Origin of the sequence: Anaeromyxobacter dehalogenans 2CP-1 (assembly GCF_000022145.1) — a bacterium.
GTDB classification, from domain to species: domain Bacteria; phylum Myxococcota; class Myxococcia; order Myxococcales; family Anaeromyxobacteraceae; genus Anaeromyxobacter; species Anaeromyxobacter dehalogenans.
The window spans coordinates 1,237,573-1,251,244 of the sequence record NC_011891.1; the positions used below are offsets into that span (position 1 = coordinate 1,237,573).

At 66.6% G+C, this 13,672-nt stretch carries 13 protein-coding genes; 5 read left to right on the forward strand and 8 right to left on the reverse strand.

What is annotated here, in order from left to right; translation table 11 throughout:
- Positions 1–94 precede the first annotated feature (94 nt).
- The 5 genes from A2CP1_RS05525 to A2CP1_RS05545 are packed head-to-tail and all read right to left on the reverse strand — an operon-like array spanning position 95 to position 4,361.
- Positions 95–673, reverse strand: coding sequence for a hypothetical protein (locus A2CP1_RS05525; protein ID WP_150106320.1), 579 nt, complete (start codon positions 671–673; stop codon positions 95–97).
- Complete coding sequence (locus A2CP1_RS05530; RefSeq protein WP_041450444.1) at positions 660–1,211, reverse strand: PIN domain-containing protein; 552 nt, start codon at positions 1,209–1,211, stop codon at positions 660–662. The genes A2CP1_RS05525 and A2CP1_RS05530 overlap by 14 nt, the downstream gene beginning before the upstream one ends.
- Positions 1,208–2,440: an XRE family transcriptional regulator gene (locus A2CP1_RS22760; protein WP_012632446.1), complete on the reverse strand. Its 1,233-nt coding sequence runs from the start codon at positions 2,438–2,440 to the stop codon at positions 1,208–1,210. Before A2CP1_RS22760 ends, A2CP1_RS05530 begins: the two co-directional genes overlap by 4 nt.
- Positions 2,437–3,780 (reverse strand): 7-cyano-7-deazaguanine synthase, encoded by a 1,344-nt coding sequence (locus A2CP1_RS22765; protein WP_012632447.1) that lies wholly within the window; start codon positions 3,778–3,780, stop codon positions 2,437–2,439. The genes A2CP1_RS22760 and A2CP1_RS22765 overlap by 4 nt, the downstream gene beginning before the upstream one ends.
- Complete coding sequence (locus A2CP1_RS05545; RefSeq protein ID WP_150106321.1) at positions 3,777–4,361, reverse strand: hypothetical protein; 585 nt, start codon at positions 4,359–4,361, stop codon at positions 3,777–3,779. Before A2CP1_RS05545 ends, A2CP1_RS22765 begins: the two co-directional genes overlap by 4 nt.
- A 363-nt stretch (positions 4,362–4,724) precedes the next feature.
- Between A2CP1_RS05545 and A2CP1_RS23415 the strand changes: the two genes are divergently transcribed.
- Positions 4,725–4,862 (forward strand): cytidine/deoxycytidylate deaminase family protein, encoded by a 138-nt coding sequence (locus A2CP1_RS23415; RefSeq protein ID WP_168165113.1) that lies wholly within the window; start codon positions 4,725–4,727, stop codon positions 4,860–4,862.
- A gap of 44 nt (positions 4,863–4,906) precedes the next feature.
- On the forward strand, positions 4,907–5,287 hold the full coding sequence (locus A2CP1_RS22925) for a cytidine/deoxycytidylate deaminase family protein (protein ID WP_245529990.1): 381 nt from the start codon (positions 4,907–4,909) through the stop codon (positions 5,285–5,287).
- 20 nt (positions 5,288–5,307) lie between these two features.
- Here A2CP1_RS22925 and mobF read toward each other — a convergent pair whose 3' ends face one another.
- From mobF to A2CP1_RS05565, 3 genes are read right to left on the reverse strand one after another with little or no spacing between them, the layout of a single operon-like run.
- Positions 5,308–8,088, reverse strand: a complete 2,781-nt coding sequence (mobF, locus tag A2CP1_RS05555; protein WP_012632448.1) for a MobF family relaxase — start codon at positions 8,086–8,088, stop codon at positions 5,308–5,310.
- Positions 8,082–9,611, reverse strand: coding sequence for a type IV secretion system DNA-binding domain-containing protein (locus tag A2CP1_RS05560; protein ID WP_012632449.1), 1,530 nt, complete (start codon positions 9,609–9,611; stop codon positions 8,082–8,084). The genes mobF and A2CP1_RS05560 overlap by 7 nt, the downstream gene beginning before the upstream one ends.
- 3 nt (positions 9,612–9,614) lie before the next feature.
- Positions 9,615–9,938, reverse strand: a complete 324-nt coding sequence (locus tag A2CP1_RS05565; RefSeq protein WP_012632450.1) for a hypothetical protein — start codon at positions 9,936–9,938, stop codon at positions 9,615–9,617.
- A gap of 568 nt (positions 9,939–10,506) precedes the next feature.
- On the opposite strand from A2CP1_RS05565, the gene A2CP1_RS22770 reads away from it, so the two are divergent.
- The 3 genes from A2CP1_RS22770 (at position 10,507) to A2CP1_RS05580 (ending at position 13,618) form a co-directional block, all read left to right on the forward strand.
- The gene (locus A2CP1_RS22770) at positions 10,507–11,574 is read left to right on the forward strand and encodes a ParB/RepB/Spo0J family partition protein (protein WP_012632451.1); all 1,068 of its coding nucleotides are present in this window, start codon (positions 10,507–10,509) and stop codon (positions 11,572–11,574) included.
- Between the two features lie 270 nt (positions 11,575–11,844).
- A complete protein-coding gene (locus A2CP1_RS05575; protein WP_012632452.1) occupies positions 11,845–12,477 on the forward strand; it encodes a DUF2026 family protein in 633 nt (210 codons plus the stop codon).
- Between the two features lie 100 nt (positions 12,478–12,577).
- A complete protein-coding gene (locus tag A2CP1_RS05580) occupies positions 12,578–13,618 on the forward strand; it encodes a DUF4917 family protein (RefSeq protein ID WP_012632453.1) in 1,041 nt (346 codons plus the stop codon).
- Positions 13,619–13,672 lie beyond the last annotated feature (54 nt).

Here is a 13,672-nt window from a genome sequence, read left to right on the forward strand (position 1 = left end):
TCACTGTCGCCGCGTTGCTGAACCTCCGCCGCGCGCACCGGGACTGGCCCGGGAGCCGGTGCCAAGCATCGATAAAGCGCTCTGCGCGAAGTAGTCACTGCGGGCCGATACGGATGTGTATCTCCTGTTCCGCTCGCCCGTCTACGAGGGCTCGACGCACGGACACCTCGGCTCGCGATACGAGGTCCGGCGAGAGTCCTACGATCTCAACTTGGAGAGCCTGCTCGTCGATGCCGCTCGCAATGTGTATCTTCGCGAGCGGCTTGCGCCCGAGAGCATGGACGCTGTTGCGGAGGTACGTCCACAGCGAGTCGAATGACTTGTCGCGCGCCCACTCCACGAGCCCGAGCGACTGCAACGCAACGACGATGCTCCAGAGGTCTGCGCTCGCGAAGATCCCTTCGGATTTCGACAGCGGCTCTATAAGCTGAACCGAGTAGTGCTCGTCCGGCTTCGAGACGCTCCACACCCCACGTAGAGGGTTATTCGATTCGAGGCGAATCGAGTGCATCATCTCCTCGTCCTCCCAGGTTTCCCGATCGTCAGTAATGTTGACCTGCCCCCAACAATGGACGACAGGGTACCCGAGGGTTCCCGGCGTTGGACAGCGTTCCGTGTTGCGCGCGGCGTAATGCGACCCGGCGACCGGCCTCTTGCCGTCACTCGCGGCCATGGAGATCCCAAAACCACCCGTTGTTTGCATCGGTGCGGGGGGGCTCGAAGCTTCCGCGCGATCGAAGATCGCGGAGTAGCGCTCTGATCGTTTCCCGATCGAGGGCCAGTGCCTCGGTCGCTTGGCGTACGAGCGAGAGCGTCGAAACAACTTCCACGTGAGGAAACAGCCGATTGCAGACGCGTCGCTCCTTCCCGTCATCGGTGACCAGGGGGACGCGGAGCGTTGCCGCCAGCGCCACGGTCGCCGCGTCGTTGTCGGTGAGCTCAGCTGCTGCCGCGACGAACGCATCGGCAGCGTCATCACCGATTTCGACGACGCGAAGTAGACCGTTCGCTTCGAGCGGCGAGATGTCGATGAGCTCTCGCGTCGGCTCTCCCGTCTCATTCGGCGGTCCGTCCAGATACACGGCCTCTACGCGCACGCCGGGCGCCACCACAAGGCGCACCTGTAGGGCGCGGATGAGATCCTGTTCCCGCCGCGTGGCGAAGAGGTTCAGCAGGCTACAGGCGTCGATGATCGCGTCGCCCGGGTTCACGGTTCGTGGCCCGCCTGGGTGACGAACTCGCGCCCGAGATCCAGTTCGACGACCATTCCGTCCTCAACCTGGGACTGGCGGCGGCTCTGGTAGACGCGCCGGGCAGTCACGCGATCGACCTCTAGGTACGAAGCGAACTCAGTCTCGGAGATGAGTTCCTTCTCGTAGGCTTGAGCCGCCAAGCTTATGAACCTGTCAGGGAGCAGTTCGGGACGTGGCTGGGTGATCGACTGCAACCCCAGGCTCTCGGCAGCTTCCGATGCCTTGAACTTCTTCTCCGCGAGCCCTTCGTAGGTTCCACTGGGAAGGAGTTCGAGATCCTCGAGTCGCAGGGTCATCGCCTGGAACGACACCTGGTACAGGTGAGCCATCCAGAGGATGTCCGCGATCGTGAACCGTCCGTTCGCTCGCACGCGTTCGGAGAACCGGCGCGCGATCGCTCCGGAGGGCATTAGGAACTCTTGGGCGAACGACTCTGCGAACACCTCAGCAGGATCCGTGCGCCGCGCCAAATGCAGTGGCAGGACCTCTCCCTCTTCGCGGTCTCGTAGGAAGTGTGCGGTCTCGTGACTCAGGGACCACCGTCGTCGTTCGAGGGGGTGCCCCCTGTTGATCGCAACGCACGCTCCGAGCTCATCGCTCCAGATGAGCATGGCTGCGATCGCGTTAGGCATCGGAAGATGGAAGATCCTCAAACCCGCCTGAAGCTCGAGCTGCTGCTCAAGCGAGAGCGCCGGACCGTCTCCAACATCAAGCGCGTTTCGCACCGTGCGTGCCGCATCTTGGCCCAGGAGTCTCATCGCGTTGGGTGCGCCGGAAACCCAGCCAGCTCCGGCCCGATCGGCTCGATAGGCCTCGATCGACTCCAGCGGCGCCGGAATCCGACGAAGCCCGAGCAGTTGCTCCAACTCTGCGTATCTCGAGCCGAGCGACTGAAGCCTCTTCACGACGGCGTTGGCCTCAGTGGCGTTCCCTGGTGGCGCCGTCATGCGGAACCGCGGTGACACTTCGCCGGTCACTGCGTGTTCGCGAAGCAGATCGTGAACAGAGACCTTCAGAAAGCCGGCGAGCTTGATCAGTTCTGCGTTCGACGGTCGCCGCTCGCCCTTCTCCACTGCGACGAGCGTCGTACGAGCGACTCCGATCTTAGCGGCAAGGTCCGCCTGGGTGAGGTTAGCGTTCTTTCTCGCGAACGCGATCCGTTCTCCGAGCTTCTGTGACGAGATCATACGCGTTCCTCGGAGCTGGCAATCTTGGGGCGCGGCCTGCGAGCGGCATAGAAGCTGTCGAGTTCCGCGCGATGCCGCCCGAACAGGTCGCGGATGCGATCGGCGACAACGGCGGGAGCGGTTCCCCGCCGCTTCGAATAGCTCGCGATGAGGGCAAGGCTCGGATCCGACCGCAGGAGAGTCGACCAGTCCTGCATCCCTCCGAAGCGGCGAGCCTGCTGCTCGAACGCGAGCACGTCGTAATCGTCGTGCGACGACGTGCGGTTCCGGTACGGGGTAGGATCCTTATCCCCCAGCGCGGCGAAGAGCGCGCTTCGGCGCAGTAAACAGGAAGTGCAGAGGCCGCAGTGCTCGGCCGGGTCGGGCTTGCCGTGCTCGCCTTCGTCGCATGAGTTAGATGCTTGCGCGAGCGGAATCAAGTGTTCGCGCGCGTCACGGCACATCTCTCCCTTGGTGCTGAACAGGAACGGAGCCTCGAGTCGAACGGGATCGTCCTGGACGACTTCGAGGATCCCTTCAAGCGAGGCCAAGGTGCCGGGGTGCATGGCGCGCGTGTTCTGCGCACCAACCTGAGCCAGGTTCATCGGAGGGTTCAATGCCCCGATACCGTTTTCGTACGTGTGGAGCGTGGAGGCGCCCACCGTCCTCGCGACGGCAGCTCCAATCGAGAGGAACAGGAAGCCGCGGCACCGCTGCGACTTCTCCGGAGGGTGCGCGTGCCGCAACTGATGGTCGAAGCTGACCCAGTGAAGCGGAACGGAGAAGAAACTCGCGCGCTGAAGCATGGTGATCGCGCGCTGCTGTGCAGACGCTCGAACCTGGATGCCATGTACAGAGACAACGATCAGCTTCTTTGCGGTTCGAGACCGAAGGTACGTTCCCACGATTGAATCAAGGCCTCCGCTGAACAGCCCCACCTCGGCATTCTCGCAGTTCTCGGTGAACAGGGGCTGGGGCCGCAAATGGTCGCTGCAACTCGCAAAGGTCAGGTTCCACTCGTCGTCCGTCATGAACGCGAGTAGCCGAGCGACTCGCTCGCGCGCCGCTGCCCAGCGGTCGGGATCCTCGACGGCCAGCTTTACGTGTAGCCTGCGCTGCCAGTGCAGTTCGCGCTCGAGCCCCTTCGTGCCTTGAGGGATACGCCGCGAGAGTCGGTCGACGGAGTGGATTGCCGCCGCGACGCGAATGAGGTCACGCTCGGGACGCGCGAATGGCGCCAGCCACGAGCGCTCGACCGTGTCGGCAGTCAGCTTCGGGGTCAGGATGTGAGTGCCGCCGCCGTGACTCACGACGATGCGACCACCGCCATCGACTTCGTACCTGTACGCCGGACTCTTCACGGGTGGACTCCTCTAAGGTCCGCGTGGAGGTCGACGGGAGTAGGCGCCGACCGCAGTTTCAACGCCCGAGCCGAAGGCCGCCGAGCCAGTTCTTGCGCAGCTCTCTTCATCACTGACCGGATCGGCCGGAGTAACTGGTCCGAGGTTGCGTCGATGCCACGAGCCGCGAGTGAGGGGATTACGCCCTCCCGCGCCTCCAAGACAAAGTGCGACACCGCATCCTCGAGAGTCGATGCGATGATCTCGGGAACGTCGATCCTGCCGGTCAGCACAGCCGCGGCGGCGGAGCGCTCCAGGACCTTGTCGAGTTTCCCCTCGCCATGCGCGCCCACGGCATCGCGGATCCGCTCCAGCGCCCCAAGCTCATCGAGCGAGCCGAAAAGCTCGGCTTGCCGCACGCCGTGGACCGTTTCGATCACAGCTTCGAGGCTGGGAATCCCGCCCGAGGATGCAACGAGGCGTCGAAGAGCCTTTTCCACAACGCCAACGTCGGGCGGCGCACCTCCAACCATTCGCTCGAACATCGCGCTCAGCGACTTGAACGCCCGTGGTCGGCGGCTGAACTCATCGCGATCCGGCATACGCGCCCCCCGCCGATTCTGATACGCCTCGCGTCTGACAAAGTCAACACCGATGGCTTAAACGGCGACAAATGGCCGACATTGTCCGGGGATCACCGCTGAACGCGGTCGGCGCGTAACATGCCGAAATGATGAGGGTTGCTACGCGTTCTTGAGGGGATGGCCGTGCAGCGAGGGGGCGACTGGCCGGCTTGACGCCTGGTTCGGGGTGGTCACGAATGAGTCTATGGCGCAGCCCGACTCGACAGCCGAGCCGCCCGCTCAGAAGGACCTCCAGTACATCGATCGTTGGGAGGAGTACTGGATGGAACTTGCCTTCTCGGCGGCGCGAAGTCGAAGGACCCGCGATGCCGCGTCGGTGCGGTGATCGTCCGGGAGAACATCGCGCTCTCGACGGGGTTCAACGGGTTTGCGCGGCAGGTGTTCGATGATCCAGAGCTTCTCAAGGACGCGGACGAGAAGTTGCGGCTGATCTGCCACGCTGAGCAGAAGCGATCCTGAACGCGGCGCGGCTCGGAGTCGCACTCGAGGGCGCGACTATTTACGTGACGAAGTTCCCGTGCCTGGCCTGCTGCAACTCGATCATCCAATCCGGAATCAGCGAGATCTACACGCACGATTCCAAGTACTGGGATGACGATCCCGCCGATGGCGATCACTCTCGCAAGAAGTCCGCTCTTCGCCAGGCTGACATAACTGTTCACGCACCGTTCCACACCGACTACGCCCCGAAGCGCGTGACCGGGAAACCACCGACAGGGTTCCCGACGTCGGCGGGCGGCGGCGATGCTGTGCAGCAGCTCGCGGCCGTTCCCGTGCTTCCTCCCAAAACGACCAAGGAGAAGAGCAAGAAGCCGGTCCCACCGCCGGGTAAGACGATGAGCTTGTTTCCGGCGCGGAAGCCGATTCGCGGCGGTAAGGCGTGAGGTGCCCAATTCCCCGAGGACTACCTATTACGGTCTGAGCGATCGAGATCGAGCGCCGCGTGCTTCGCGTGCTCTCGCGCCACGGCCGCAGGAAGCCTCGCGAGGTCGTCGGTGTAGATCCGCGCCTCCTGCCGCGCCCTGCTGATCGCCACGTAATATACGTCCTGAGACGTCGTTCTGCTCTTCGTGGCCACGTCGATGAGAACGCGCTCGGCGGTCGTCCCCTGGCTGGCGTGGACGGTCGTGGCGTAGGCGTGGTCGACGTGGAGCGGCTTGTTGGCGGGCAGTTCCACTGTGCGCTTCCCGTCGGTGAGGGTGACGGTCTCACGCGTCACGTCGGCCACGGCGAAGCGGTCGCCGTTCGCGAGGTCGCGCGCGGCGTCGTTCCGGGTTATCCGGACGCGGTCGCCGGCCGCGAGCTCCGAACGCTCCGGCTCGTAGACCGAGAGTCGGCGGCAGGTCATGGGGCTGAACTCGACCACCTCGCCCTTCTCGGCACGTACGGTGAGCCGGTTGCCGGGACCGTTCTCCACGACCTCGTACAGCCCGCCGCGCGAGAGCCCCGCCTTCGGGTAGTCGCGCTCCGGCTGGATGACGTCGCCTGGGGAGTAGTTCTTGGAGAAGGCACGCTCGGCCTGAGTCGTGTCGCGCCGGGTGAGCGTCGCGAACTCGTGCCCGCGCCCGGCGAGGCCCAGATCCTCCCGGATCGCACGGTTGATCTCGCGCCGCGCCTCGTTCGTGCCGGCGACGACGATGGTGCTCGCGCGCTCTTCCTCGGGGAGCTGCGCGTAATCGGCGGCGATGGCCCGGCGGCGCTCGTGGTCGTCCCGGACCTCGCGGACGTCGGAGAGGCGCGCGAGCGAGGACTCGCTCTCGCCTCGCGCAGCGAGCGACACGGCCTCCCGGAGCGCCGGATCCTTCTGCCGTTCGATCTCGGCCATGACGGCGGTCTGCATGCCGGCCGCCTGGAGCTGGTGGAACGGCCGCCCCGCCTCGATGGCCTTCGTCTGCCCGGTGTCGCCGAGAAGCACGACGCGCGCGCCAGCTTGCTCGGCTAGCTTGAGCGCCCGTTCCATCTGGCGGGTCGGGACGGTGCCCGCCTCGTCGATGACCAGCATCGTCTTGTCGTCGAGCGCCTTGTCGCCGGCGGCCAGGAACGAGGCGAGCGTCTTCGCCTCGACGCCAAGCTCTCGCAGGGCGCGGACGTGAGCCGCATACGGTGCGAGGGCGACCACGCGATGGCCGCGCTCCTCGGCGAGTCCCTTCGCGTGGTCGAGCATGTGGCTCTTCCCGGTGCCGGCGTATCCCTGGACGCCGACGACCCGGTGTGGGCTCGTGGTGATGAGCTCCACTGCCGCGCGCTGCCCGTCGTTGAGGTCAGTGGAGGCGAGCCGGCTCCGGATCTGGTCCGAGCCGCCGATCGGCTGCGCCGCCCCGCGCCCGTCGCGCTCGATCCGGAGGATGCGCTTCTCGCGTTCCAGGGCAGTCTGCGTAGTGAACCGCCGCTCGACAAGTACAAGCCGGCCCCCCGCGATCGCCGCATCGATGTGCGTCCGCGCTTCGTCGCGCGCCATCCCGCGACGTACTTCCGCTGCGACCCAGGCCCCCTTCGGCGAGCCCGGCGCATTGATCGGTGCATCGGCGGCGCGGTAGAGCGGGCTCTCCGGGATGAGGTACCCGATAGACGAGAGCCGTGCGATCTCGCGGCGAACGTTGGGCAGCGTCGCGCGGCCGACGGCATGCTTGAGGGCGACGTCGAGCAGCTCGCGCTCCTCGATGATGGCTTGGCGCTCGGTGAGGTGCGCGATCGCGAACCGGACACTGCGCCGGGCGCCCTCGCCTGCGGAGTGTGCTGCGGCGCCGGGGTCACGACGTCCGGAAGCCGTTCGGCGACGATGGCCCGCGTCGAAGGGAGCAGGTCGGGTCAGGTCGATCCGGAGCTCGCGTGCCCGGGCATGCCACCCGGCGAAGAGGGCCTGGCGATCCACCGATACCTTCCGAGGACGCGTCGCGAGCTTCACCCGCTGCTTCTGCTCGGAAGTCGCGTTCTCGGGCGTCAGCCCCTCCTGCGCCATCCGGCGTTCGATCTGTTCCGTCCTCCGGCTGAACGCGATGAGCTGCGCCCGTTCCATGTGGGCGAGTTCGAACGTGCCCTCCCGACCGTGCCGGAGCGCATACCCCACGTCCTGCAGTTCGGCGGCTAGCTCGGCCCGATACATGGCGCCGAGGTACTTCGTCGCCTTCACGATCTCGTCGTTGCGGAGCGCGCGCCAAGCGCCATCCGAACGGCGGGTGAGGTTCAGCACCAGGGCGTGAGTATGGAGCTGGGGATCCTGCTCGCGGCTCGTCTCGTGACGGAACTTCGCGACGACGAGGTTGCGCGTGTCCTCGACCCGGCTCTCGCCCTTCACCTTCTTGCGCGTCTGGGCGCGTTCCTCGGCGGCGGCGATCGCTCGCGCGACCGCCCGGTCGTGCGCCTCCACGATGCGTTCGTCCCCGCCGACGAGCGCTTGGAGCGAGACGCTCTTCGGAGCGGAGAAGGTGAGGTCGATCCCGATCCGGCTCTGGGAGTCCCGGCGCGTCGCGGAGCGGGACATCGGGTCATCCGCAGTCACCCGGCCGGCGAGAAGCTCGCGGAACCGGCGGCTGTCGACCGCGCCCTCGAGCCCGAGCGCCTCGGCGCCCTTCCCCTGCCACGCGGAGGAGTCGCCCTCGCCGGCGTAGTAGTCGTCGGCGCCGTCCTCGTAGTAGCTCGCGGCGCGGCCTACGTCCTGTCGCGTGAGCACCTTGTGGCTCAGCATGCCAGCCTCTCCTCGAAGGCCGGGACGCGGTTCCGGAAACGGACCACGTCGAGCTTCACCTTCGCGATGGGGTGGTTCCCGGCGAACGCGAGGTAGCCGGTCAGGTCGGGGAGGCTCGCGATCTCGGACGGGAGCACGACGCGCTCCCGCGCGCGCTGGAGCTGGCTGCTAGTCGAGTCGCCCCGGAGCCCGGTCGTCCTGCTGAAGCTCTCGCGCTCCACCTCGTGCTCGCCGAGGCTCTGGCTCATGTCCTCGCAGGTCCGGGGATCTGTCTTCGCGCCGCCGAGGACGACGAGCGACCGGAAGCAGCTCCGGAGCGTCTGGGCCTCCTCGCGCCCGTAGATCCGCTCGAGCTGGGCGGTCGACTGGAGGCCGGCCACGATCCGGAGCCCGGCCTTGCGGCCCTTGGTCGCGGCGTCCTCCAAGCTCGGCAGCTTCTCCAGGCTCGCAAGCTCGTCGAGGAACATCCAGACGCGCCGCTCCCGGTCCTCGCCGAGCGACAGGATGGAGGTGCACAGCACGTCGACCCAGGCCGAGATGAGCGGCTTCAGCGCCTCGGCCATGTCCTCGCGCCACGTGATGAAGAGGTTCCCGCCGGCGGGATCGGCGAGCCAGGAACGCAGCGAGAAGTCGCCGGCTGGCATGGAGAGATGCTCTGGGAGTTTCGCCGAGAGCACGAAGCGGGCGCTCGCGAGTGCCTTGTCGGCTCCGACGAAGAGCGACTCGGCCGCCGTCTGGGCGAGGAAGGCCTGGAGGTCCGCCGGCTTCGCGATGGTCGTCCAGCGGAACAGCTCGGCCACCGACGGCTGGCCCACGAGCGAGAGCTTCCGGGCGGTCTCGCGCAGGAGGAGCCGAGCGTAGGAGCACCACTCCTCCTCCTCCTTCGTCTGGCCTCGCGGGACGAGCGACAGGGCGAAGCGCTTGAAGTCGTACTCGGCCCTGATCTCGTTGAAGAAGGTCCAGCCGAGACCGCGCGAGTCGTAGGGGTTCAAGATGACGTCGCCAGGCCGGTAGAACTTCGCGAGCATGTCGCCGTTCGGATCGGCTACCACGATGCGATCGCCGCGGAGGAGGGCCGAGTAGGCCATCTCGCGGATGAGGACCGACTTGCCGGACCCAGTCGACCCGCCGACGAGGAGGTGGAGGGTCTCTACCGACGTCGGCATCGGTACGCCCGCGACGGTGATCTGCTGGCGCCTGCGCTCGCGGGTGGACCAAGCGAGGCGCATCGCGCTCACTACCCTCGTGCCGCGGAGGTGGAGCCGGAACGCAGCCCCGCCGAAGCCGGCCGCCCCCAGCCTGCGCGCTACGACGATGACCACGACGGCGAGGGCGAGACCGCCCAACGCCGCGACGAGAAGGAGCGGCCGCGCTCCCGTGGCCGTGAGCGTCGCGAGGTGGAGGAGCCGGCTCAGGCCCGGGTGCTCGATCTCGGCGGTCGCCCACGCCGCCGCGATCCACGCCGCGAGCGGCAGCCCGGCCACGAGGAAGGCGCCCGCCTTCATCCGATCGTCGGGGTGCATGGGCTATCTCCAGGACGAGAGGCCGCGCCGCTCCACTTCCTTCTGGGCGACGGCCGACTTCTGCGGACCCGCGAGCGAGCGGAGCAAGAGCAGCACCTCGACGAGCGTTCCCGAGTCGCTCGGGGGGTCGCTTGCAGCGGGCTGATTGCGAGCGGCAGCGTCGTGCTCGGCGGCGGCCCGGAGCGCGAGCTCGGCGACGAGCCGGTCCTGCTCCTCGAGGCGCTGGCGCAGGTAGGTGCCCAGGGCGACGCCTCGCGCCTGCGCCTCGGTCGAGTAGCGGGTCCAAGCGTCGCTGCTCAGGCGGACGCTGACGTGGGTAGAGCTCATTGGGTCTCTTCTCCATCGAGAGTTGACGAACCGCGAACGGCACGGTTAACGTGCCTGGCATGGTGAGCCGTGCCGTACGATGCAACGCCCCCGAGGGGAAGATCAACTCCCGGCGCAGCTCCGCCCCGAACGGCGGCGCGGTCGGGCCAAGCGGCGCCGATGACAGCCTGGTGACAGCCACCGTCAGTCAACCCGCGAGGTTGAGCGGCGTCTGTCATCCTCCTGGTGACAGCCGTCCGCGGGCTGCTTCCGGAAAGCGCCGTGATTGCGCGCGCCTGACGGCACACGGAGGGTGCGTATGGTCTGTGACCGTTAAGGACCCGAGGAGGTTCCCGTACAAGCGGCACTTCGCCGGCCGTGCGATGCCGGCGAAAAGGGCGTCCCAACACCGAACGGGCGCAGCCCGTTCGCATTTCTGGACGTTCAGAAATCGGGCGCCGTTTCGTGCTGAGCGCGAGTGCGTGCGGGCAGCGGAGCGAGCACGGCCGGAAGCCCCGGATACGAGCGTCAGCGGCGCGCGCCGACGCCGACGAGCGGCGGCAAACGCCGCCGCAGGAGACAGCGAGCTATGAGCGATCGCGTGAGTGGAAGGAAGGCCGGGAGTGAGGAGCGGGCCGTGCCCGCGGAGCCGTTCGAGAAGAGCGCGCAGGCGGCGAAGGTCCTCGGGAACGCCGAGGCGGAGCTCCGCCTCGAACTGCGGGAGATCCCACTCGACGCGATCGAGCCAGACCCCGCTCAGCCCCGCCGCGTTTTCGATGAGGAGAAGCTCCGGAGCCTCGTCACGAGCATCCGGAAGTACGGCGTGTTGCAGGAGCCCGGTGTGGTTCCGGTCGCCGGCGAAGGCGCGAGCGCAGCGGTCCGTTACCGGCTGATCTGGGGAGAGCGGCGCTGGCGGGCGAGCCGGCTCGCGGGCCTCACCGCGCTTCGCTGCAAAGTGCTCCCCCGCGCCGCCGACTCGGCGATCGAGAAGCTCCGCACGAAGGAGCGGCAGTGGGCCGAGAACATGGAACGAGAGGGCCTCTCGCCCGTCGAGGAGGCGATCGCCATCCGCGATGCGGCCGAGCTAGAGCGGACGCTTCGGCCCGAGGTCGCGCTGGGCGAGCTCATTGAGAAGGTCGGCGCCGAGCGCGGTCTCCACGGCACCGTCGCGCGAAACCTCGTTGCGCTACTGAAAACTCCGGACTCTCTCCAGCGCGCGCTCCTCGCCCGGAGCATCAAGCGGGAGGTTGGGTTCGAGCTCGCCCGCCTCTGGAACAAGCTCCTCGCCCAGAACAACCTGCGAGGCGGGGCGAAGCGGGAAACGCAGTACCGAAACCTTGTTGCCTCGTGGGCGCGCGCACGGGGCCTCGAACTCGGCACGCAGGCCATGACGCGCTACGCTGCGGAGACCTTCCAGGATCCGAAGATCGTGAAGGCGACGTGCCGCAAGGCCGAGGAGTCGGAGCGCGCGCTCCTCTCGCGGTTCGACGATGTCGTCACACGCGCGGCGAAGGAGCGGTGGACGGTCGCGAAGACGAAGGCGGAAGTTGCCGCCCTGCGCCGGGACGCGGCTGACGGTCGGCCGCCCACGGCGAGCTCTAGGGTGGAACGGGTGGAAGACGGCCCAGCGCCCGGGCCGTACACTGGAGCACCGTGAAGCCGGAGCCAGCTGGCGCACCTCGTTCTGGGCGCCGGTCGCGCCGCGCCCCCGGCGGGCGGCCGCCGCTCACATCTCGAGGATCGCGGTGACGCTCAGCCCACCCGCGGCGCAAATCAAGATGAGCCCGTGGCCGCCTCCGTTCTCGTAGATCATCTTCGCGACCGGTCGCGACGATGCGCCCGCGCGTGGCTGCAAAAGGGTAGCGCAACCCGACGCTGCCACCCTTGCGGTTCAGCTAACATGCGCCAACCAGTCTCGAGGTCGCCGATGCTTATCCCGTTCAACGACTACGTGCGCGCCTACCGGGTGATTCGGTCCGTCATCGACAGCTACCCGCGAACGGATGCCCGCTACTCCTGCATCGCATTCGCGATTGGGGGCATGAGGATCTTGCGCGACCACTACGAGCTCGAATCCACGGTCGCGGTCGGCGGAGCGGTCTACCGTCTGGGAGAAGAAGAGGAGGATACGCTCGCGTTCGGCCGGATGCAGGGCGGCGAGTGCGTACCCGACCGCGATGCCTTCCATTGCTGGGTCACGGCCGACGACCACGTCATCGATTTCATGAGCCCGCTCTTCCCGGACGTCATGCGAAGCGAGGGCCGGCCAACGAAGAGCGTCCCGAAGATGTTTCAGCGTCGGCACGACGAGGTGAAATACCTCGACGACCTTCAGAACCCCGGAGACTTCGCGCTCCACACGCTCGACCAGGACGTGGCGGTCGAGATCCTCTACGACTTCTTAACGAAGCCGGTATACGAAGACATGTGGATGACGATGACACGATGGTTCGTCCCGACGCCGAAGAAGATCCGGCGCTCCGTCGATCTCTACGACCAGCGGACGAACGGGACGATCACCATCCCGTTGAGCGATGCGCCCGTCGATGGCAGCTGGTGAGCACGCGACAAGTTGTGCACGTCTGCAGCGGACATATTTGGGCATTCGCACCGGTTCCACTTTCGTGGTCAGTTGACCCAAAGGAAACCAAGGTGACAACGTGTCATTCGCATCTGAGGTACTGACGTACCAGGACGCGCTCGCAACCCTGGGGGATCGTCGGAAGCACGTCCTGCTCGGGAACGGGTTCAGCATCGCGTGCGACCCGGTCTTCAAGTACGGACGGCTCTACGACGCCGCCGTTTCGGCAGGGCTCAGTCCTCGAGCGCAGAACGTCTTCGACTATCTCGGTACCAGCAACTTCGAGGGGGTGATGAGACTCCTCGACGATGCTCACTGGGTCGCCGAGACGTACGAGCTCGTGAGAGGGCGCTCTCAGATGCTCGACGACGTCGATATCGTGAAGAAAACGCTCGTCGATGCAATCGCGAACTCACACCTGGAGCACACCGGGAAGGTGCCCGACGAGAAGAAGGCGGCCGCACTCGAGTTCCTGAGTCCGTACTACAACGTGTTTACGACCAACTACGACCTGCTCGTGTACTGGGTGAACATGCACAGGCGCGAGGGGCCGATCTGGGGTGACGGGTTCCGCGAAGACGAAGACGAACCCGACTCGCTGTACGTCGTCTTTTCGGAGCGTCTGGGCGGGCAGCGCGGGATGTTCTACCTGCACGGCGCGCTGCACCTGTACACAGCGGGCGGCGAGCTTCGGAAACACACCTGGAAACGTACCGGAACTCCGCTTACGCATCTCATCAAGGCCGGGCTTGCGAACAAGGAGTACCCGATGTTCGTGGCCGAAGGCTCCGCGAAGAAGAAGCTCGAGCAGATCCAGAGGAACGGGTATCTCTGGTACGCGCTCGACAAGCTCGCGCGGATCGAGGGCCCGCTCGTGGTGTTCGGGCTTTCACTCGGCGACTCGGACTCGCACATCACGCAAGCGCTCGCCGACAACGTGAACATGCCGGCGATCCTCGTCGGGCTGCACGGGGACCCCAAGAGCGCGGTGAACCAGGCAATCCACGCCTCCGTGGCGAAGATGATGGCGCGCAGGCAGGACCTAGTGAAGCGCCGGCACCGCGGGAAAACCCTTGAGGTCGTGTACTACGACAGCGCGACCGCGAAGGCATGGGGCTAAGCATCGACGGGCGAGTGTCAGCGCTCACACTGGCGGTTGCTCTAGGCCCCCGAA